General features: G+C 54.4%; 13 protein-coding genes. 4 read left to right on the top strand and 9 right to left on the bottom strand.

Annotated elements, in window-relative coordinates:
* Nucleotides 1-4: 4 nt before the first annotated feature.
* Nucleotides 5-958 carry a thioredoxin-disulfide reductase gene (trxB, locus tag IT781_RS01800; protein WP_194968418.1) on the bottom strand — a complete coding sequence of 318 codons (954 nt, stop codon included), beginning with the start codon at nt 956-958 and terminating at the stop codon, nt 5-7.
* Between the two features lie 195 nt (nt 959-1,153).
* On the opposite strand from trxB, the gene IT781_RS01795 reads away from it, so the two are divergent.
* Together IT781_RS01795 and IT781_RS01790 are read left to right on the top strand one after the other, a co-directional pair.
* A complete protein-coding gene (locus tag IT781_RS01795; protein ID WP_228778849.1) occupies nt 1,154-3,523 on the top strand; it encodes a DNA translocase FtsK in 2,370 nt (789 codons plus the stop codon).
* Nucleotides 3,524-3,525: 2 nt separating this feature from the next.
* Entirely contained in the window at nt 3,526-3,729 is a 204-nt protein-coding gene (locus tag IT781_RS01790) for a hypothetical protein (protein WP_194968417.1), read from the top strand.
* Between the two features lie 71 nt (nt 3,730-3,800).
* Here the strand turns inward: IT781_RS01790 and ppdK are convergent, their stop codons facing one another.
* Nucleotides 3,801-6,563, bottom strand: coding sequence for a pyruvate, phosphate dikinase (gene ppdK / locus IT781_RS01785; RefSeq protein ID WP_194968416.1), 2,763 nt, complete (start codon nt 6,561-6,563; stop codon nt 3,801-3,803).
* Between the two features lie 33 nt (nt 6,564-6,596).
* On the bottom strand, nt 6,597-7,541 hold the full coding sequence (locus tag IT781_RS01780) for a histone deacetylase family protein (RefSeq protein WP_194968415.1): 945 nt from the start codon (nt 7,539-7,541) through the stop codon (nt 6,597-6,599).
* Nucleotides 7,542-7,616: 75 nt separating this feature from the next.
* On the opposite strand from IT781_RS01780, the gene acnB reads away from it, so the two are divergent.
* Entirely contained in the window at nt 7,617-10,187 is a 2,571-nt protein-coding gene (gene acnB / locus IT781_RS01775) for a bifunctional aconitate hydratase 2/2-methylisocitrate dehydratase (RefSeq protein ID WP_194968414.1), read from the top strand.
* A gap of 177 nt (nt 10,188-10,364) precedes the next feature.
* On the opposite strand, the gene IT781_RS01770 is transcribed toward acnB, so the two are convergent.
* The 4 genes from IT781_RS01770 to IT781_RS01755 all read right to left on the bottom strand — a co-directional run bounded on the left by IT781_RS01770 (nt 10,365) and on the right by IT781_RS01755 (nt 17,181).
* Nucleotides 10,365-11,231, bottom strand: coding sequence for a M28 family peptidase (locus tag IT781_RS01770; RefSeq protein WP_194968413.1), 867 nt, complete (start codon nt 11,229-11,231; stop codon nt 10,365-10,367).
* Nucleotides 11,232-11,430: 199 nt separating this feature from the next.
* Complete coding sequence (locus tag IT781_RS01765) at nt 11,431-14,727, bottom strand: efflux RND transporter permease subunit (RefSeq protein ID WP_194968412.1); 3,297 nt, start codon at nt 14,725-14,727, stop codon at nt 11,431-11,433.
* Nucleotides 14,724-15,818 carry an efflux RND transporter periplasmic adaptor subunit gene (locus IT781_RS01760; RefSeq protein WP_194968411.1) on the bottom strand — a complete coding sequence of 365 codons (1,095 nt, stop codon included), beginning with the start codon at nt 15,816-15,818 and terminating at the stop codon, nt 14,724-14,726. The genes IT781_RS01765 and IT781_RS01760 overlap by 4 nt, the downstream gene beginning before the upstream one ends.
* Before the next feature lie 10 nt (nt 15,819-15,828).
* Nucleotides 15,829-17,181, bottom strand: coding sequence for a TolC family protein (locus tag IT781_RS01755; RefSeq protein WP_194968410.1), 1,353 nt, complete (start codon nt 17,179-17,181; stop codon nt 15,829-15,831).
* Between the two features lie 140 nt (nt 17,182-17,321).
* Between IT781_RS01755 and IT781_RS01750 the strand changes: the two genes are divergently transcribed.
* Nucleotides 17,322-17,900: a TlpA disulfide reductase family protein gene (locus IT781_RS01750; protein ID WP_194968409.1), complete on the top strand. Its 579-nt coding sequence runs from the start codon at nt 17,322-17,324 to the stop codon at nt 17,898-17,900.
* Here IT781_RS01750 and IT781_RS01745 read toward each other — a convergent pair.
* Both IT781_RS01745 and IT781_RS01740 read right to left on the bottom strand, forming a co-directional pair.
* Nucleotides 17,897-19,144 carry a peptidylprolyl isomerase gene (locus tag IT781_RS01745; RefSeq protein WP_194968408.1) on the bottom strand — a complete coding sequence of 416 codons (1,248 nt, stop codon included), beginning with the start codon at nt 19,142-19,144 and terminating at the stop codon, nt 17,897-17,899. The genes IT781_RS01750 and IT781_RS01745 overlap by 4 nt on opposite strands.
* A gap of 61 nt (nt 19,145-19,205) precedes the next feature.
* Nucleotides 19,206-21,626 carry a hypothetical protein gene (locus IT781_RS01740; RefSeq protein ID WP_194968407.1) on the bottom strand — a complete coding sequence of 807 codons (2,421 nt, stop codon included), beginning with the start codon at nt 21,624-21,626 and terminating at the stop codon, nt 19,206-19,208.
* Between the last annotated feature and the right edge of the window lie 9 nt (nt 21,627-21,635).

Genomic DNA, 21,635 nt, shown 5'->3' with positions numbered 1-21,635 from the left:
TCTCCTATGCTAGTTCATCCAGGAATTTTTCTGCATCGAGAGCGGCCATGCAGCCCGTTCCGGCTGAAGTGATTGCCTGTTTATAAACGGAATCCATGACGTCACCCGCCGCAAATACGCCTTCGACACTTGTGGCCGTGGCATTGCCATGAATGCCGCTTTTCACTTTAATGTAGCCATTCTCCATGTCAAGTTGACCCTCGAAAATGCTCGTATTGGGCGTATGGCCGATCGCGATGAAAACGCCGTGCACATCCAGTTCTTTGGTTGAGCCGTTGTGGGTATTTTTGATTCTGACGCCGGTAACACCCATATCGTCGCCCAAAACTTCATCCAGCGTATGGTTCCACTCGATGGCTACATTGCCGTTTTCGGCTTTTTCAAGCAATTTGCTGGACAGGATTTTTTCGGAACGGAACTTGTCGCGGCGGTGGATGACGGTGACTTTCGAAGCGATATTCGCTAAATACAACGCCTCTTCAACGGCAGTATTGCCGCCGCCGATAACCGCGACCGGTTTATTTCTGTAGAAGAATCCGTCACAGGTCGCGCAGGCCGAAACGCCTTTGCCTTTAAAGGCTTCTTCCGATTCCAGCCCCAAATAACGCGCTGAGGCGCCGGTAGCGATTATCAGCGCATCGCAGGTATATCTGCCGGCATCGCCGGCCAGTTTGAAAGGGCGGGCTGACAAGTCGGCCGTATGGATATGGTCAAAAATAATCTCGGTATTGAATCGTTCTGCATGCTTAAGCATTCTCTCCATCAGAGCCGGGCCTTGCAGGCCTTCAACATCGCCGGGCCAGTTATCAACTTCTGTGGTAGTGGTTAACTGACCGCCTTGTTGCATGCCAGTGATGATAACCGGATTCAGGTTGGCGCGCGCAGCATAGATGGCAGCCGTATATCCGGCAGGGCCGGAGCCAAGAATCAAAAGACGACAGTGTTTGACGTCGCTCATCAAAAATCCTCCAAAGGACAAATATAGATAAATCTTCAAGAAATTATGAAGGCGAAATACTATTTCGTAAACTTTATTCTCTAGCATTCAGAGAGAAAGCAGGCGGGCGGTTATTGAGTATACTTCTAATGTAAAATATGTGATCATTCGCCTATAATAATGTTTTATTGGAATTATTATCTGACGAGTTATGACATGGCTGCTGTGATGGAAGAAAAAACTTTTCGGGGTTTGCGCGAGGTCGCTCTACTGAGTTTTTCAGCTGGCGCATTATTCCTTCTCATTTCGCTGATCACTTTCAGCAATGAAGATGCCGGCTGGTCGCATAGCGGCGCGGCACAGACAGTTACCAACGCCTGCGGTGTCGTCGGGGCCTGGCTTTCTGATTTTACTCTCAGCATTTTTGGTTTAACGGCCTACTTGTTTCCAGCCATGATCTCCTGGTATGGTTATCTGATCTACAGGCAGGGCAGGCCAACAGACGGCAAAGTTATTACAGCCCTGCGCTGGTCAGGTCTCATCGCCACCATTGTCTCTGGAGCGGCCTTATTTTATTTGCATTTGTTAAGGGTCAGGATTGAATTGCCGGGTAGCACAGGAGGCATTTTAGGCCAGGAAACCGGAGACGCCTTGTTGATAATATTCGGCAATTCAGGAACGACTTTGTTTCTATTGGTCGTGTTATTGGCCGGCGTTACGCTGTTTACAGGGCTATCCTGGATTACGTTGCTTGATTTGATCGGTAAATCCACAGTCATCCTCTGCCGTTTTTTAGGGGCTAAAATCATGACTCTCTGGCAGATGAGCCCTCTCAACCGGATTGAGATATCTGTCAAGCCTTCTGTCCGGGTTCAGGCGCCTGAATTTTCCGCCGAGAAATCCGAAGTCAAGAAAAAGCCCAAGCCGAAAATGCTGCCTGCAATCGAAGCGGTACCCGTTATTGAAAAGGCAGTCGGAAAGACGGTGCCTATTCTTGAAAAGGCAGAAATCGCCATCTTTGAAAAAGTTGAAAAAATAAGCAAAGCCAAAAAACAACAGAACACCGATTTTTCAATTGCGGGCGAGGGTGTATTACCGCCTTTAACGCTGCTGGATGAACGTGATACGCATGTTAAAGGGTATTCCGAAAGTGACTTGGAAGAAATGTCCCGGCTGGTCGAGAGCATTCTTGAGGATTTTAATGTCGTTGTGGAAGTCGTAGGTGTGTTGCCCGGCCCCGTGATCACGCGCTTTGAACTGCAGCCGGCCGCCGGCGTTAAAGTTAGCCGCATCAGCGGTTTGTCCAAGGATCTGGCGCGGGCCTTATCGGTGACCAGTGTGCGTATTGTCGAAGTGATTCCGGGCAAGTCGGTTATCGGCCTTGAGATTCCGAATCGCGAACGCGAAATGGTAAGCCTGCGCGAGCTGCTGGCCTCAAAGAATTTTGAGAAATCGAAATCGCAGCTGACGTTGGCTATGGGCAAGGATATTTCCGGTGCGCCGGTCGTCGCCGACCTGGGCAAAATGCCGCATGCCCTGGTGGCCGGTACGACGGGTTCGGGAAAATCGGTGGCCATCAACACCATGATCCTCAGCTTGCTCTATAAATCGACGCCGGAGCAGGTACGCATGATCATGATCGACCCTAAAATGCTGGAATTATCGGTCTATGAGGGCATTCCCCATTTGCTGACGCCGGTCGTGACCGATATGAAAGAAGCCAGCAATGCTTTGCGCTGGGCAGTCGCCGAAATGGAGCGCCGCTACAAGCTGATGTCCAAGATGGGCGTCAGAAACCTGGCCGGCTTCAACCAGTTGATTACGGATGCCGAAGCCAGGGGCGAGACTATCAGGGACCCGATGTTCCAGCTGGTCAGGGAGCTTGAAGAAGGTGAAGAATTTCCGATTCTGACGACATTGCCGAGCATTGTCATCGTCATCGACGAGCTGGCCGATATGATGATGATCGTCGGCAAGAAGGTCGAAGAGTTGATCGCACGTCTGGCCCAGAAAGCCAGGGCGGCCGGCATTCATTTGATTCTGGCGACCCAGCGGCCGTCGGTCGACGTACTGACCGGCCTGATCAAGGCCAACGTGCCGACGCGGATTTCATTCCAGGTTTCTTCAAGGATCGACTCGCGCACGATTCTCGATCAGGGTGGCGCTGAAGCGTTGCTGGGCAACGGCGACATGTTGTTTTTGCCATCCGGCACCAGCATTCCGGTTCGCGCACATGGCGCGTTTGTCGATGACCATGAAGTTCATCGGGTTGTCGAGTTTCTGAAGAAAACGGCCCCGGCAAATTACCTTGATGAAATTACGCGCGAATCATCCGATTCCGGCGACGGTTTCAGCATGGGCGGCGGTGGCGGTGGCGGCGGGGAAGGCGATCCGCTGTATGACGAGGCCGTGCAGTTTGTCACTGAATCACGAAAGGCTTCAATCTCCAGTGTGCAGCGGCGCTTCAAGGTCGGCTATAACCGTGCCGCCTCCATGATCGAAGAGATGGAAGCGGCGGGCGTTGTCAGTCCGGCCGAGTCCAACGGCTCGAGAGTGGTTTTGGCGCCACCTCCGGTCAGGGATTGACGATGAATATTGCAATTATTGGTGTGGTCATGGTGATTATTGCTGTCATCGGCGGGGTACTTTTCGTCAGACGGCACATCGAACAGCCGCAGTTACAAGTAAAAATGGTGCTTTTCGGACTTTATTTCTGGGGGCTCATTTTTGTGGAAATAATTATTCTGGCTCTGGTTTACGCCCTGAACCAAAAGTTTCATTTTTTCCAGTGAGTGTGGGGCGACTTTAGTCGCCTTTATCCAATAGATTTAAGTAATAAAGACTTCAAAATAGCAATTGCCGATCAATCATGGGGCTCTTCATTCTCCCTATAGTCATTCTCTAATAATTTGGCATGTGCGGCGGCGAGCCTTGCCACCGGTATGCGCGGCGCCGAGCAGGAGACATAGTCCAGCTTGATGTGGTGGCAAAAACGGATGGATTGCGGATGCCCGGCCTGTTCCCCGCAGATGCCGATTTTGATATCGGGCCGGGTCTTGCGGCCCAGTTCCACGGTCATCTTCATGAGTTGACCCACGCCTTTGACATCCAGCACTTCAAACGGGTTGTCTTCAAGCAGTCCCACTTCGTTATAAAGCGGCAGGAACTTGTTTTCGGCATCCTCGCGCGAGAAAGAGAAGGTCGCCTGCGTCAAATCATTGGTGCCGAACGAAAAGAATTCGGCGATTTCCGCCAGCTGCCCGGCACGCGTACAAGCGCGCACCGTCTCGATCATGGTGCCAAACTTGAAATTCAGTTTGAGCCCATAAGAGGCCTCAATTTCCTGCTGTATGTCGATGACATATTCTCTGACCCGTCTCAGTTCCTGAGCAGTAATAACTTGCGGAACCATGATTTCCGGCGCAATGTCAAGCCCTTGCTGAATACAGACGGCAGCGGCCTCGAGGATGGAGCGGATCTGCATCCGGTAAATTTCAGGATACGACATGCCCAAACGCACGCCGCGGTGGCCGAGCATCGGATTGACCTCGTACAGATCGCGGACTTTTTTCAGCATCAGCTGTTTCTTGGCGATGGTTTTGCGAATGACATCTTTGTTCAGCAGATTGAACGGCGCGGGCAGTTCTTCATGTTCGCCCAGCATTTCCAACGTGACGCGCTGGCCTTTGGCAATAATTTCATACTGTTTGAGCGCCTGTATTTCGTCCTTTAACTGCTGCTCGCCGGGCAGAAATTCATGCATGGGCGGATCCAGCAGACGCACCGTGACCGGGAGCGGCGACATCACCGTAAACAGCTGGATAAAATCCTCCCGCTGTATCGGGAACAGTTTCTTTAACGCGGCTTCGCGGCTTTTCTGGTTGTCGGCCAGTATCATATCGATGACCAGCGGCAAGCGGTCCTTGGCATTGAACATGCGCTCCGTGCGGCACAAGCCGATGCCGGCGGCACCGTAATCGATGGCCAGGCGGGCGCTCTCCGGTGTGTCGACATTGGCGCGCACCTTCAATTCCGCATACTGGTCGGCCCAAGCCAACAGTGTCTGGAGATCGCCGGACACAGACGGCGTGACGGTCGGAATTTCGCCCAGATAGATCAAACCGGAGCCGCCATCGATGGTGATGGTGTCGCCTTCCTGTATGTGAACATGGCCGACGATGGCTTGGCGTGATTTGACATCGATTCTGATAGCTTCGGCGCCGGCTACACAGGCCTTGCCCATGCCGCGCGCGACCACCGCGGCGTGGGAAGTTTTACCGCCCCGGCTGGTCAGTATGCCCTGGGCGGCAAAAAAGCCGTGGATGTCCTCAGGCTTGGTTTCCTCGCGCAGCAGGATGACTTTTTCGCCGGCGCGTCCCATCATTTCGGCGATATTGGCATCAAACACGCATTTGCCGCAGGCGGCGCCCGGCGAGGCCGGCAGCCCCTGTGTCAATGGCGGTATTTTATTATTCGGGTCCAGTTGCGGGTGCAGCAATTGTTCCAGTAACTCCGGATCGATGCGCAGCAGCGCCCGTTCCTTATCGATCAGTCCTTCATTGGTCAAGTCAACGGAGGTTTTGACCATGGCTGTAGCGTTCATTTTGCCATTGCGGGTTTGCAGGCAGTAGAGTACGCCGCGTTCAATCGTGTACTCGTAATCCTGAACTTCCTGATAATGGCGCTCGAGCTTATCGCGCAGCTCAACCAGTTGCTGGTACATATCCGGCATTTCCACAGCCATTTCCTGAACCGGCTTAGGCGTTCGGATGCCGGCCACGACATCCTCACCCTGGGCATTGACGAGGTATTCGCCGTACATTTCATTGGCGCCGGTGCCCGGATTGCGCGTAAAGCCGACACCGGTCGCGCTATCATTGCCCATGTTGCCGAACACCATCGCTACAACATTCACGGCCGTGCCGTTAGCCATTGCTGGCGTGATGCGGAATTCGCGCCGGTAATCGACGGCGCGTTTGCCCATCCAGGAATTGAACACGGCTTTAATGGACAGTTCCAGCTGTTCATACACGTCTTCGGGAAACGGCCGGCCGGTTTCGTTGCGCACCACCTGTAAGAACAGCTCGCAGGTCTGTTTCAGGTCATCCGCGCCCAAATCGGTGTCTGCCTTGACGCCGGCCTGATGTTTGATGTTTTCGAAATGCACGTCGAACTTTTCATCGGCGATGCCCAGGGCGACTTTGCCGAACAACTGAATGAAGCGGCGGTAGGCGTCAAAGCCGAAGCGCGGGTCTTGCGTTTCTTCTATTAGCGCTTCCAACGTGATTTGATTCAAGCCCAGATTCAGGATCGTATCCATCATGCCCGGCATCGATAGCGCCGAGCCGGAACGTACCGAGACCAGCAACGGTCTGACCGGTGCGCCGAATACTTTGCCTGTCGTCTGCTCGACTATGCGCATCTGCAGCTTGACTTCATCCATCAAGCCGATGGGCAGCTGTTGATTTTTCAGGTAGTCCAGGCAGGCTTCCGTGGTAATGACAAAGCCGGGCGGCACATTCAGGCCGATCTGGGTCATTTCGCAAAGATTGGCACCTTTGCCGCCTAACAACACTTTATTTTTACCGTCACCTTCGTGAAAAGAATAAATATACCGAGTCGTCATGCCTGCCCCCTGAAAAACAGTGAAAATGAGTGTTTATTTGCCGGTTTGTACCTCGGGCGCCAACAATGTTTTGATATGAACGGCAACACTGGCGGCCAGGGCTTTCAGGTTGTAACCGCCTTCCAGTATTGAAATCATTCTGCCTCCGCAATAGATGCCGGCAATCTCCATCAGTTCCTGAGTAATCCATTGGTAATCGTCTTCAACGAGCCTGATTGATGCCAAAGGATCGTTCTTGTGCGCGTCAAAACCGGCTGATACAAGGATTAATTCAGGTTTGAAGGCTCTCAGCGCCGGCAGAATAATTCGGTTGTATTTTTGCCTGAACTCCGATCCTGACTCACCGGCTGCCAGCGGTACATTAATGATATTGCCGACGCCGGTTTCATTCGGATAGCCCGTGCCGGGATAATGCGGTACTTCATGACTGGAGGCATAAAGCACAGCCGGTTGCTCATAAAAAGCCGCCTGCGTGCCGTTGCCGTGATGGACGTCAAAATCCACGATGGCGATGCGCTTGAGTTGATGGTGCGTGCGGGTGTATTCGGCGGCGATGGCGATATTGTTGAATAGGCAGAAGCCCATGGCCCGCTCGGCTTCGGCATGATGGCCGGGAGGGCGTACCGCGCAAAAAGCGTTGTCGGCTTCGCCAGCCAGGATCTTGTCGACGGCATCGCAAACGGCCCCCACAGCCCGCAAGGCGGCTTTGCCCGAACCGGGCGAAAGCACCGTGTCGGAGTCCAGATAGTGCAGCCCATGCCGGGGCACGGCATTCAACACGTTATCGATATGCGCTTGCGTATGGATCAGTCTGATCTGCTGCTCTGTACCAAGCGGCGGCGATGCTTTGATTAAACCCGAGAACTCTGGAGCGTCCAGGACACTGGCTATGCTTCTGAGCCGGTCGGCGCTTTCCGGATGACTTATGCCAGTGTCGTGAAGCAGGAAATCGGCATGGCTGTAATAAAGTGTCTTCACGACGCCTCGCTTTCAAGAATCTGTTAAAATAAGCTTCTTTTCTACCGATTTTTTGATTTATTTACAAGGAGCATCATGCTAGATCAATACCGCAAACATGTAGAAGAACGCGCAGCTGAAGGAATAGTTCCGAAACCGTTGAATGCAGAGCAGGTTGCCGGTTTGGTCGAGCTGATCAAGCAGCCGCCGGCAGGCGAGGAGGCGTTTCTGCTCGATTTGCTGGCCAATCGCGTGCCGCCCGGTGTTGATGAAGCCGCTTACGTCAAGGCCGGTTTTCTGGCTGCCGTCGCCAAAGGCGAAGTGGCTTCGCCGATACTCGATGCTGCCAGGGCCACTGAATTATTGGGCACGATGCTGGGCGGCTACAACATCGCGCCGCTGATCGAATTGCTCGATAACAAAGTCCTAGCGCCTATCGCCGCCAAGGCGCTTTCGCATACTCTGCTGATATTCGATGCCTTCCATGACGTGCAGGAAAAAGCCGAGGCAGGCAATGAATTCGCCCAACAGGTGCTCAAATCATGGGCCGAGGCCGAGTGGTTCACCAGCAAGCCCGACGTACCTGAAAAACTGACCGTAACCGTATTCAAAGTCACCGGCGAAACCAATACCGACGATCTGTCGCCGGCGCCCGATGCCTGGTCGCGTCCCGATATTCCCCTGCACGCCAAAGCTATGCTGAAAATGCCTAGAGAGGGCATCACCAATGCCGAGCAGCAGATTGAAGAACTGAAAAAGAAAGGCTTTCCGGTTGCCTATGTGGGCGATGTAGTCGGCACCGGCTCATCGCGCAAATCGGCCACCAACTCCGTGTTATGGTTTACCGGCAACGACATTCTTTATGTGCCGAACAAACGCGCAGGCGGCGTCTGCATCGGCGGCAAGATTGCGCCAATCTTCTTCAACACGATGGAAGACTCGGGCGCGCTGCCGTTCGAGTGCGACGTATCGAACATGCACATGGGCGATGTGATCGACATCTATCCGTATCAGGGCGTCGTCAAACGCCATGGCAGCGATGAAGTCATCGCCGAGTTTTCGCTCAAGACCGATGTATTGCTCGATGAAGTTCGCGCCGGCGGCCGCATTCCGCTGATTATCGGCCGCGGCCTGACCGACAGAGCGCGCAAAGTGCTGGGCTTGCCGGCATCGACCGTATTCCGCCGTCCGGGCAGCCCTGCGGACACCGGCAAAGGCTTTACCCTGGCGCAGAAAATCGTCGGCAAAGCCTGCGGCATGGCCGGCGTGCGGCCCAACACCTATTGCGAGCCGCACATGACCACGGTCGGCTCTCAGGACACGACCGGCCCGATGACCCGCGATGAACTGAAAGACCTGGCCTGTCTCGGCTTCTCGGCCGATTTGGTGATGCAGTCTTTCTGCCATACCGCCGCCTATCCGAAGCCGGTTGACGTGGAAATGCAGCACACTTTGCCCGATTTCATAATGAACCGCGGCGGCGTGTCCCTGCGTCCCGGCGACGGCATCATCCATTCCTGGCTGAACCGCATGCTGCTGCCTGACACCGTCGGCACCGGCGGTGATTCGCACACGCGCTTCCCGATCGGCATCTCGTTCCCGGCCGGTTCCGGCCTAGTCGCTTTCGCGGCGGCCACCGGCGTTATGCCGCTGGATATGCCTGAGTCCGTGCTGGTGCGCTTCAAAGGCGAAATGCAGCCCGGCATTACCTTGCGCGATCTGGTCAATGCCATTCCGTACGCGGCGATCCAGCGCGGCCTGCTGACGGTCGAGAAGAAAGGCAAGAAGAACGTGTTCTCGGGCCGCATCCTGGAAATCGAAGGTTTGCCTGATCTGAAAGTCGAGCAGGCGTTTGAGTTGTCCGATGCCTCGGCCGAGCGTTCGGCCGGCGGCTGCACGATTCGCCTGAACGAAACGCCGATCCGCGAGTACATCAATTCCAACATTACCTTGCTGAAATGGATGCTGACCGAAGGCTACGGCGATGCGCGCACGATCGAGCGCCGCATCAAGGCCATGCAGGAATGGCTGGCTAATCCGGTATTGCTGGAGCCCGATGCCGATGCCGAATACTTTGAAGTCATCGAAATCGACCTGAATGAAATCAAGGAGCCGCTGCTGGCCTGCCCGAACGATCCCGATGACGTCAGACCGTTGTCGGAAGTGGCCGGCACCAAGATCGACGAAGTCTTTTTGGGGTCGTGCATGACCAATATCGGCCATTTCCGCGCCGCCGGCAAATTGCTCGACAAGCATGCCGGGCAGCTGCCGACCCAGCTGTGGGTGTCGCCGCCGACCAAGATGGACCAATCGCAATTGACCGAAGAAGGCTATTACGGCATTTTCGGCAAGTCCGGCGCGCGCATGGAAATGCCGGGATGCTCGCTGTGCATGGGCAACCAGGCCAGGGTCGCGGACGGCGCGACCGTGGTTTCGACCTCCACGCGCAACTTCCCGAACCGTCTGGGCAACAACGCGAACGTCTATCTGGCCTCGGCGGAACTGGCGGCCGTATGCTCGATACTGGGCAGAATTCCGACGGTTGAGGAGTACATGCAGTTCGCGCGTCAGATCGACGAGACGGCGGCCGATACCTACCGCTATCTGAACTTCGACCGGATCAAAGCTTATCGGGAAAAGGCCGAAGCTGTAGAGACAGACAAGTAATTGCTGTAAATTATGAGTAGGGTACGCATCGCGTACCTTTTCAGAGTCAACAAATTTTGAAAATGGTATGCAGTGCATACCCTACAGAATTTAGCAGCAACGAAGCGTTCCAGGTCGAATACCCAAAGGGCACAAGTACCCAAAGGGCATAAATGAATTCGACCCTACAGCTTGTTATTAACCCGTCAGCGAAGCCAACATCAAAAACAACCCCCGAGTCATTCTGGCAAATGGCTCATAATCGAGCTTATCAGGCGTATCCTCAGGCGCATGGTAATAAGGATACCGATAGAGAGCCGTATCAGTCACCATAAACGCCTTATAACCGTGCCGCCAGAACGACGAGTGATCGCTCCAGGAGACGCCCGGCACTATTTCCGGGGCCGCAATCGTTTCCAGGGGAAAATCGGTCGATGCGGAAAAGGCCCTGGCGCTTTCGAGCATGACGCCTCGAGATTTCAGGTTGGCAACAAAGGCGATGAAATTGCCTGTATCGGGATAGAAGTGCTTGAGCAAAGGCGGGTAGGTCTGGCTGCCCGGACTGTTCCTGTAGCAAGCGATGGTTTCCAGCGCGATCATGAAGCGTATCGGTTCGCGGCGCTGCCTGGCGGCTTTGGCGTAAACCATGCTGCCCATCTCATGGCCGTAGAAAAAAGGCGGCTCTTCATTAACAAAGGCGACAAAACGAATGCTGGTATCGGGCTGAATCTCTCGGAACAGACGCGACAGCTCTAATAAGGCCGCGATGCCGCTGCCATTATCGTTGGCGCCGGGACTGCCGATGACTGAATCATAATGAGCGCCTACCAAAATGTATTTGCCGCTCCGGCTTTTGCCTTCACAGGTAATTTCAAGATTGGCGCGTTCAACGCCTCGATCAATATAAACAAGTGGCCGGACTTCATAGCCTTGTTTGTGCCATTCTTCGGTAATGTATTGCGCGGCAGCACTCAGAGCCTGCGGATGAAATATATTGCGCTGCCCAATCTCACCGGCAAGTTTGTAAACATGCGTTCGTAATCGCTCTGCGGATATTTCAGCCATGTTTTATGGACAGTGACAGAGGCGATCAGTTTAACTATTTTCTGCCACCGCTAAAGCTGGTCAGATTTCCTTGCTTTTATGCGCCAGTTTAATGGGTATGATTCTCGCAATTATGAGGCCAAAAATACTACAGAGGCACGAAGTTTTTGACTTGATCTGCGTGCCTCTGGAAGCTATTGCCTAGCGTCGGAAGTTGATTCTACAGTTCCGTCTCTATATTCAGCTCTTTAGGCTTATTCCTTTTGATCAGGAAATAAACCACCGGAATCACGACCAACGAGAACAGCGTGGAAGCCACGATGCCGAAGATGAAGCTCCAGGCCAGCCCGGAAAAGATCGGGTCCAGCACGATGATGGCGGAGCCGAATACGGCCGCGGCGGCGGTCAGGAAGATCGGCGTCAGGCGTATCGCGCCGGCTTCTATCAGGGCTTCCGGCAGCGTCGTTTCGGCGTCGCGGTTGTAGGTGCGCTCGATGAAGTCGATCAGGATGATCGAGTTTCTGACCACGATGCCGGCCAGCGCAATCATGCCGATCATGGCCGTGGCCGTGAAATAGATCGGCGTGGCATAGCCCGCTACCGGTTCCGTGAACAGGTTCAGCAGCCAGAAACCGGGCATGATGCCGATGATGGTCAGCGGGATCGCGATCATCATGACCAACGGAATGCCCAGTGAGCCGGTCTGGCCGACCAGCAGCACGTAGATCATGACCATGGCCGCGGCAAAGGCCAGCCCCAAGTCGCGGAAGACGTCGACGGTGATTTTCCACTCGCCTTCGCCGGCCATGTCGGCCGAGTAACCTTCGGGCAAAGGATTCTCGTCGAAGTAGTCGAACATATCCAGTATCGCCTCAACCGGACTGCGGCCGGCCATTTCAGCTGTTACATAAGACAGTCTTTGCAAATTTTTATGGTGGATGGTCGGGTCGCCCGACTCGACGGTCATCGTGCCGATCTCGCCTAACGGTACTAAATGGCCCTGGTCCGATTTAACGCGCAGCGACAACAGGTCGGGTATGGTTGAACGGATGGCCCGGGGCAGCTGCAGATAGATTTCCAACTGCTTGCGTTCGGTCATGACATGCACAGATCCAGCCGCCGCACCTTGCACTGCCAGCTGCAGGGTTTGGGCAACCTGGGCTGCGGTAATGCCGTTCAGGGCCGCTTTTTCACGGTTCAGGCGGAAGTGTATTTTTTCATGCTCGGCATCGACCATGTCGTCGACATCAACCACCCCTTCGGTTTGGGCCAATGCGCCCTTGATACGATTGGAAACATTGATGATGTCCTTGTAGCTCGCTTCAGGCGGGCCGTAAACTTCGGCGACCACGGTCGACAGCACGGGCGGGCCGGGCGGGAGCTCGACTATTTTGAGCTTGGCGCCGTACTCTTTGCCGATGCGCTCGATTTCAGGCCGTATGCGCAGGGCGATATCATGCGATTGATGCTCGCGGTGCTCCTTATCGATCAGGCTGATGCGCACCTCGCCGACGTAGCTGCCCTGGCGCAGATAGTAATGCCGGACCATGCCGTTGAAATCCATCGGCGAAGCAAGACCGATATAGGACTCATAATCGGTCACCTCATTAACGGTGGACAGATAGCGGCCTAAAGCCCGGGCGACCTCGTCGGTCTGCTCCAGCGTCGAGCCCTTGGGCATGTCGATGACCAGTTGCAGCTCATTTTTGTTGTCGAACGGCAACAGCTTGAGCGGCACGGCACGAGTGACGGCCAGCAGAGCGGAGGCGATAAAGGCGATAATAATGATGCCGATAAACAGCCAGGCGCGCCGTGGCGAAGCCACCAGTGGAGTCAGGATTTTATTATAGATGCGGTAACCGGCGCTTTTTTTCAGCTCGAACGGTTCGCCGTGATCCTTGCCGTAGTCGCCTTTCAGCAGACGGTAGCTGGCCCACGGCGTCACGGTGAAGGCGATGATCAAAGACATCAGCATCGCGATAGGCACGTTGAAGGCCATCGGCGCCATGTAAGGACCCATCATGCCGGTGATAAAAAACATCGGGATGAAAGACAGGATAACGGCAAAAGTCGCCAGAATAGTCGGCGGCCGGACTTCGTCGACGGCCGTCAGCAGTGCGCGCAACGGCGGCTCCTTGCGCAGCTTGTAATGGCGGTGAATGTTTTCGACGTCGACGATCGGGTCGTCAACCAGAAGGCCCAGCGATAGAATCAGCGCGAACAGCGTAACGCGGTTGATGGTATAGCCGAAGATCAAATCCAGCAGCAGCGTGACGGCGAAAGTCATCGGCACGGCGATGGAGACGATGAACGACTCTTTCAATCCCAGACTTAACGCCAGCAGCACGATGATGGTCAGGATCGCGATGCCTAAGTGCTTGACCAGTTCGTTGACCTTATGGTCGGCCGTTTCTCCATAATTGCGGGTGATAGTCACGAGCAGATCATCAGGAATTATGGTGCCACGCAATGCTTCGCTGGCTTTAATGACGTCCTCGGCGACGCTGACGGCATTGCTGCCCTTGCGCTTGGCGATGGCGATCGTCACCATCTGCCTTTCTTCGCCGGCCTGAGGCTGATCGCCTACCGCCTTGCCGACCGTGCGCATGTGTTCGGCAGCCGGGCCGAAGCCGATGCGCGTGTAATGCTGCACATCGGCCGGGCCGTCTTCGATGCGCGCAACATCGCGTAGATAGACGATGCGGCCATCGATGCTTTTAATGACCGTCGAGGCCACTTCTTCAGGCGTTCGATAGAAAGGGCCGGCTTCCAGCAGGATTTCGCGGTTGTTATGCTCGAAGACGCCGGCCTGCACGTTGATGTTGGCCTGCATCAGCGCTTGTTTGATTTCCAGTAGCGTAGTGTTGCGCGAAGCCAGTCTGCCCGGATCGGGATAGACGGAAATGCGCCGCGGTGGCGCGCCGACCACCCAGCTCTTGCCGACGTTTTCAACTGTACGCAGCCGTTCGATCACTTCATCGGCAATGCGCCGCAGACTCATGGCGTCGTAGAGCTGGTTTTGCGGCGACAGGGTCAGCAATACGATCGGTACGTCGTCGATTTCCACAGGCTTTACAACCCAGTTGGTCACGCCGGCCGGTATGATGTCCAGATTGGCCAACAGTTTATCACGCGTCTTGATCAGGCTGTTTTCGCGGTCTTCGCCGACCAGGTAACGGACCGTGATCACAGCCTCGCCGGGTCTGGACATCGAATACACGTATTCCACGCCGTCGATTTGCCGCAGCAGAACTTCCACCGGCGTTGTGACCAGTTTTTCAACTTCTTCGCTGCTGGCGCCCGGATATTGCACGAATACGTCCATGACCGGCACGATGATCTGAGGGTCTTCTTCGCGCGGCGTTAGCACCAGCGCCGCTGCACCGGCCAGCAGGGAAATGATCAAAAACAGCAGCGACAGTTGCGAGGTCGTGAACAGTCTGACGATACTGACCGTGAAGCTGTCTTTTTTTTCAGGCTCGGCCGGTTGGACCGCCTTGGGTTGATGCTCGCTCATTCTGGTGAACCGTTATTGATCAGTATGGTTTCGCCGTCGCGCAGGCCGGACAGGACTTCGATTTGATCGCCGTATTGCTTGCCGGTGCGGATATGGCGCGTATAGGTATGATTGTCTTTAACGATGGTGACCGCTTCGAGCTGGCCATAGTGCAGCACGGCGGATGCCGGTATCAGGATGGCGTGATGTTCCTCGGTGCAGTTCAGCAGCAGCCAGCCCAGCAGGCCGGGTTGCAGTCCTTCAGTCTTTGGTAGCGCGGCTTTGACCAGCTGGGTTCGCGTTTCTATATCGATCTGAGGAGTGATCTCATCGATTTTTGCTTTTAAAATCTTATCCAGGGCATCGATGCGTACATCGACTTCCATGCCGGTACGGATGCGGCCGGCGCAGAAATTCGGAATTGCGACTTCCAGACGCAAATCCTCGGGTTTTTGCAGAATAACGATAGGCTCGCCCGCCAACCCCATGTCGCCCGGTTCTTTCAGCCGTTGGGAAATGATGCCGTCAAAAGGCGCGCGCAGATTGTTTTCGCCTAGGGAGATGCGCAACTGCTCAACGGCGTTGGCGGCCTGTTTGACATTGGCTTGCGCGGCTCTGGAACGGGCAATGACGGCGTCGTAATTCTCGCGCGTGGCGGCCTGTTTTTCATAAAGGACTCGGGTTCTCTTTTCGTCGGCAACCGCTTGAGCGGCTTGCGCTCTGGCCGCCGCCAGGCGCGCCTGGGCTTCGTTCAGGCTTGCCGTTGCTTCACGTTCGTCCAGCCTGGCCAGTACCTGGCCTTTTTTGACGCTGTCGCCGGCATTGACTTCAATGCCGATGATGCGGGCCGTGTATTTGGGTGCTATCTTGGCGACCGTACGCGAACGGATCGTGCCGGGCCAGAACTGGACATCATCGGTCTTGCTCTGGCCGACAGTCAGTGTTCGGGCGTTGGGCGGAACCGGCCGGGCCGCAATCTCCTGCGTGCCCGGTTCTACTTTATCACCGGCGCCGATAAGGCCCAGCGCATAAAGAATGACCAGGATAAGCCCTATGATGGCGGCGGCCGGGATAAGCCATTTGCGCTTCGTGGCCGAATTGTGATCTGTCATAAAAAGTCCTTTATTTCCAATTGCCTAATGCTTTATTGAGTTCGGCTTCCGCCTGCAGGGCATCGTAACGGGCGGCGATGACGCGGGAATTGGCTTCGTCGCGCGCGACTTCGCTTTCAATATAGCGTGTGATGGTGACGACATCGGCCTGGCGCTGCTCGCTGACGAGACGGAAAGCTTCTTCCGCGGACGCGACCGAAACGGTTGTGACTTTGACCCGGTCCAAGGCCTCCTGAAGCTTCAGATAGGCGGTTTTAACGTCATTTTCGATGTCGAGCTGTATTTTTCGGGCGATTTTTTGGGCTTCCGCAAGTTGCCTTTCAGCTTTTTTCACATTCTCGCTGGTGCGAAAACCCGAGAAGACGTCCACTTCGACCTGGACGCCGGCCGTGACATTGTCGCGACTGGTCGAATAATCGAGGTTCTTGCTGTCGGAGCCGTAGCTGAGATAAGCATCAGCTTTGGGCAAGTGAGCGCCTTTGGCGGCGCTGAGCTTACGCTCGGCAATTTCAACCTGTTTTTGAGCCGCTTCGGCTTCCGGCCGTTGCGCGATAGCCTGAGCTAGCAGCGTTGCAAAGGGCTTGTCGAGCTGCGGCAGTTGCCAGGATGAAGCCTCGGCAATCGCAAACGGATCTCCGGCATTGATGCCCATCAGGGTTTTGAGTCCGCTTTGGGCCAGTTCTATGGCATTGGCAGCCCGGATTTCGGCATCCTGAGCTTCGGCCAGTTGCACTTCCAGCGACAGCACATCGGATTTAAGAACCGTTCCGGCCTCAAAGCGCGTGCGGCTTTGTTCCAGCTCACTTTTGACGGCGTCAATGGAGCGCTGGGCGACTTTATGCGCTTCCTTGGCGGCCAGTACACCGTAAAACGCCGAAGTGACCGACTGGATCAACTGGTTGCGAGTCGCCGATTCCTCGAGCGTTGCCGCATCCACGCCCAGCTCGGCGGCTATTTTGTTTTGATAATCCTGGCCGCCGTTAAAAAGGGAATAGGTGGCGATCACTTCCGGATGATAGTTGTCGACGCCGCCAGGATGGTTGAAGTCAGTGCCGCCGAAATCCAGCCGCCGCTGCGAGATGATCATGCTGAACGCGCGGGCAGGGTTGTCGGAATGCTCATAGGACAGCCGCGCTTTCACTTGCGGATAAAAACTGGCCCGTGCTTCGCCTAATTGGGCCTCAGCCTGCGCAATACGCTCGTGCATGACCTGCAAGCTCGGATTATTGTCCAGTGCGTAATTGACAGCCTGTTCGAGGGTATAGTAGGTATTGTTTTCGGCGACTGCCGTGACGGAATAGCCAACGCTATTCAATAATAAGGCCGTAGCGGCGGCGGTAGCGCATTTTGATAGATCAAACATTGTGTGTGCCGTTTTTTTGTTGTTATTTCCAGTTGGAAAATCAGCCTAAGATACATTTTAGTATATTAGTAAAAGTTAATATAGTCTATTAACTCTGCTTTCCATTGTCCCAAACTACCCATCTGTTAATGCATAACATTATGATTGAATTCGCTAAAAAAGATAAATTGGCTGTTAAATTGTGCATGGGCATTGCCGCAGTGCTGTCAGGCAGTATAAGTTTTTCCATGCCGGCTAAAGCCGCCCAGGCCGAAAATGGCAAACCCGTGAACAAAGCCTGGGCTTTGCCGTCTTTAATCCTGAATGACCTCGATGGAAAAGAGCATAAACTGAATGACTGGCGCGGCAAAGTCATCATGATGAATTTCTGGGCAACCTGGTGCGGGCCGTGTCAGATTGAAATTCCGTATTTCATGAAATACCAGAAAAACTATGCCGGGCAGGGGCTGCAGATCATCGGCATCGGCCTTGATGAGGCGCAAAAATTACGCAACTATGCCCGTACCCTGGGTATCAATTATCCAATGTTGCACGCCGACCCCGAGCGGCACTATGCATTGTTGAATCAATGGGGCGACCCGTCAGGCGTCCTGCCTTTTACCGTTATCATTGACCGTGAAGGCCGATTGGTTTTTAAGGAAATCGGCGTATTCGATGATGAGGCGTTCGAAACGATCGTAAAACCATTACTTGAGCAACCCACTGTGCTCAAGCCTTAAATATGATCTTGTATTTGCCAATCCAGCGGATATTTTGTCATAACCTGTTCCAGATAAGCTGCCATTTTCTCGGCGATCAGCGCTTGTTTGATCCGGTCTTTTATGGCGGCAAATTCTTTATGCTCGGCAGGCTTGCGGTCCACGATCATGACCAGATGCCAGCCTTTGGGCGTCTGAATAACGTCGCTGACCTGATTGTCAGGCAGTTTTTTCAAGGCCTGTTCAACCGCATCGAAACCGCTGCCTTCCTGCAACCAGCCCATATCGCCGGCATGCTCGCGGCCATAGGGATCAATACTGTACTCGGCCGCCAGTTTGAACAGGCTTTCACCGGCCAGGATGCGCTGGCGCAATGCTTCGGCCTGTTCTTTTGAGGCCGCGACAAGCTGGCCGATTTGCCTGCGCTCGGGTACGTAGCCGATGTTCGGATGTTTCCGGAAATAATCGAGCAACGTCTTGTCATCAGGTATCCATTGCTGTTCCTGCTTCGCCAATAGCATTTTTGTGCTTAGATAATGGCCGTAATCGGCCATTTGCTCTTCGACGTTAATGCCTTCGGCCACTGCCGCACGCGCCAGAACCATCAGCTCCAGCCATTCGTTTACTCGGTTTTTTATTTGTTGAGGATCTGCGTTAGCGCCGCTTTGCGGCGGTACCAGATCGGCATATCTGATAGTGTATCCTGTAGCTTCCGCTAGTACTGTATCGGCTTTTGCATTTTTATCCAGGCGCTCGAAGTAAGTTTTGATCCGGGCTTGCTGTTTAAGCTCGGCAATGCGCTTTTCCTTTAATGCCTTGAATTGCTGCGCGATATACGAGGCCCGGGCCGCGGCGAGCGCATCAGTGTTGTTTTTTAAATCGCCTTTCAGCTGGCTTTCCAGCTTGCCCGGAACGCTGATTTGATCGCGAAGATGCGTTAAATAACGTTGGGCCAGCAGGGAAGTACGGAAATTGCTCATTTCCTGTTTATAGGCCTGCGTTTCAGTCTTGCCCAAAGCGACGGCTTCCTGATAAAGCGCTTCCGATCTGGCCAGCCGCATCAGCATATCGCCGCGCAGATAAGCCTGATCTCTTTCATCCATAGCCGGAAACTGGCTGGCGAAAGGCGCCGCATTCATGGCTTTTTCCAGTTGCTGCTCGGTAACCTGGCCGCTGCCGACTTTGACTAACACGGTGTCGGCTACGGCGGCGCCGCAGAGTGTGCAGGACAGCCAGAATAATAAGCTGATCTTTTTTAAAGGCATAAAAACTGTCTCATCTAGGCATTAGTGCCGGCAGGGCCAAGGCCCTGCCGGCGTTTTGCAGCTATTTGGGGTTTTTACCGCCCAAATCAGGCGCATTGGCATGTATCCAGCTGATCGCTGCATCCAGGTCATCCTTGATTTTCTTGCCGTTCCAGGTGAGCGCTTCCGCGACAACCGGCACGCCGAACTTGTTCGTCTGATGGCAGGTGGCGCACAACAGCGGACCGTGGCTGCCGTCCGGATTGTATTGCGGCGCCTGTTTATAGGTTGTCGGGTCGACTACCGGCGTTACCGGAAATAAACCATGGATAGATTCATGGCAAGACTGGCAGGCAAGGCCGGCATGTCCTTTCGAATAACGCATCAGGCTGTATTTGCCGGGCTGATTGATAGGGAAAGCCACGCCCCCCTGGCTTTCAACATAAGGCGGGGCGTGGCAATCGGCGCAATGCGGTTCGCCCGGCGACAGCCAATAATCCCGGCCATGTGATGCCGCATCATAGGAGACGGCCGTGACGCCGTTTGCCTCTTCCGGAACGGTCAGTTTGGACATTTGCACGGAAGGATTGGGCGACAATATCGAGACATTGGCATCACCGTCTTCATCCTTGTGGATCAGCGGCTTGCCGTTTTTGGTAGCGATGACGGCAATGTCTGGCACCATGTGGCCTTTAGCCCTGTTTTTCAGGATGCCGGACTTATCAGGCGTATCATGTCCGTCCTTATCAGGTACCACTTTAGGGTCAAGATACTGCTCTTCGAGTGTTCTGCGATCAACGCCTATCGCCTTGGCGATATCATCCAGCGACTGGTTGCGGATGGTTTTGCCGGTCTGTTTAAAGGCATTTTCCAGATCATCGCGCTGGTACAATTCTCTGGACAGTTGGGTATGGCAGTTCGTGCACCAGACGCCGTTGCCGCCTTCGCCGGTACCGATTTTGGAGACATTGGTCTGTATCCATTTACCGATTTCATTCAGATGTTCGGGTGTGCCGGCGCCGTCTTTCTCCTTGTCGGGATTGGAGTGGACGTCGCGACTGGCAAAACAGCCGCCTTTGGAGTCGCGGTTATCGGATGAGGCATAAAAGTTCTTGCCGTCCGGCGTGATGGCATAGCCGTCCATAGAGCCGTCCTGCCTGTGCGAAGGATGACAGCCGGCGCAAGTGCCGGTGCGTCCGTGCGAATCAGGCATGGGACGAATGGTTTGATGGAGCCGGTGCAGGGCTTCCGAAAGAGGCATGATCGGCGTGTCGTTTTCAACTTTCTGACCGCCTGATATCACTTCAGTGACACCTTTCGATTGCAGTACGCCTATGACGTTATCGGCATGACATTGCTGACATAAAACCGGATCAGCGCCAAGACGGTTTTGAGTGTCACGGCTGGCGGGATTGTATTTGGCCGTAAACTGGGTGCCGTGGCGAGCATCGTGGATCTGTAAAATGGAAATGGAAGTGGCTTTTAAGTCGGCCATATAATCGCTGGCACCCAGGCCTTTCCAGAACGCTTTTTCCTGTTTATATAAATTGAAGGTGTTGCCATTGGCATTTTCATTGGCATGACAGTTGGCGCAATTCGGTACATCGATCGGATTGGTGCCGATGAATTTCACGGGCTTGCCGGAATGACTGTCAATGACGGGCTGGTTGGTTTTGGCGTCGACCAGTCCTACCCAGGCTTCCTGATAAGGCCGAATGTCGCTTTCCACAATTTCAAGCGGGCTTTTTTTCACCATGTCATCATAGAAAGGCGTCAGCGGCAAGCCTAGCGCATCCCAGATGCCTGGATCGGTCAGCATGATAGGCACATTGTCCAATACGGGCGATTTGGTATAGACAACGGTGCCGTCCTCGCCCGTGTAGTGCAGGTGGCCGCCTCTCATGGGGCTTGGGACTGCCGCGCCGGCCGGACCCATGTCGCGCGGGATCGGTATCTCGATGCCGACCCGTTTCTTCTCGCTGTCCTTGCTGGTTTGGCCGGGGTTGCTGCCTTTCAGATCCTTATAGATATACAGATGCGTAAAATAAGCGTTGGCGACATTCTCGTTATTGCCGTATTTGCCGTCATGATTGACGTCATACGGTATGTTCCAGTAAGCCAGTTTGGTACCTTCTGAATAGGTGTTGCCGACATGGCCATACTCAAGTTTCATGCGCTTGTCGCCATCGACCAGCACGGTCGGATCGTTCGGGTCGGCGCCTAGTAAGCGCGGAAACTGATTCGGCGCGCCGGACGTCTTGATTACCTGGCTTTGAATGGAATTATAAGGCGGCAAAACACAGCAATAGGAAAAGTCAAACCCGGTGCAGTGCATGCCCAGTTCATAGTTGATAGTGATGTTGTAATCGTTCTTCGGCTTCCGTTCATTCTCCTTAAAGGTTTTGATAGTGTCCGCTTGGGGCGCTTTCTGGGCGAGGGCCGGCATGGCCGGCAGGCTGCCTGTCAGTACAGTGATTAACAAACCTGCATGAAATAGGTTCATAGTCTCACC

The sequence above is a fragment of the Methylobacter sp. BlB1 genome, from assembly GCF_015476545.1.
Lineage (GTDB): Bacteria > Pseudomonadota > Gammaproteobacteria > Methylococcales > Methylomonadaceae > Methylobacter.
This window is presented reverse-complemented; position numbering and strand designations above follow the sequence as displayed.

Bases quoted from the DNA above. Each gene is read 5' to 3' on its own strand.
- trxB (WP_194968418.1), bottom strand. From the start codon at position 958: ATGAGCGACGTCAAACACTGTCGTCTTTTGATTCTTGGCTCCGGCCCT.
- IT781_RS01795 (WP_228778849.1), top strand. From the start codon at position 1,154: ATGGCTGCTGTGATGGAAGAAAAAACTTTTCGGGGTTTGCGCGAGGTC.
- IT781_RS01790 (WP_194968417.1), top strand. From the start codon at position 3,526: ATGAATATTGCAATTATTGGTGTGGTCATGGTGATTATTGCTGTCATC.
- ppdK (WP_194968416.1), bottom strand. From the start codon at position 6,563: ATGACGACTCGGTATATTTATTCTTTTCACGAAGGTGACGGTAAAAAT.
- acnB (WP_194968414.1), top strand. From the start codon at position 7,617: ATGCTAGATCAATACCGCAAACATGTAGAAGAACGCGCAGCTGAAGGA.
- IT781_RS01770 (WP_194968413.1), bottom strand. From the start codon at position 11,231: ATGGCTGAAATATCCGCAGAGCGATTACGAACGCATGTTTACAAACTT.
- IT781_RS01765 (WP_194968412.1), bottom strand. From the start codon at position 14,727: ATGAGCGAGCATCAACCCAAGGCGGTCCAACCGGCCGAGCCTGAAAAA.
- IT781_RS01760 (WP_194968411.1), bottom strand. From the start codon at position 15,818: ATGACAGATCACAATTCGGCCACGAAGCGCAAATGGCTTATCCCGGCC.
- IT781_RS01755 (WP_194968410.1), bottom strand. From the start codon at position 17,181: ATGTTTGATCTATCAAAATGCGCTACCGCCGCCGCTACGGCCTTATTA.
- IT781_RS01750 (WP_194968409.1), top strand. From the start codon at position 17,322: ATGATTGAATTCGCTAAAAAAGATAAATTGGCTGTTAAATTGTGCATG.
- IT781_RS01745 (WP_194968408.1), bottom strand. From the start codon at position 19,144: ATGCCTTTAAAAAAGATCAGCTTATTATTCTGGCTGTCCTGCACACTC.
- IT781_RS01740 (WP_194968407.1), bottom strand. From the start codon at position 21,626: ATGAACCTATTTCATGCAGGTTTGTTAATCACTGTACTGACAGGCAGC.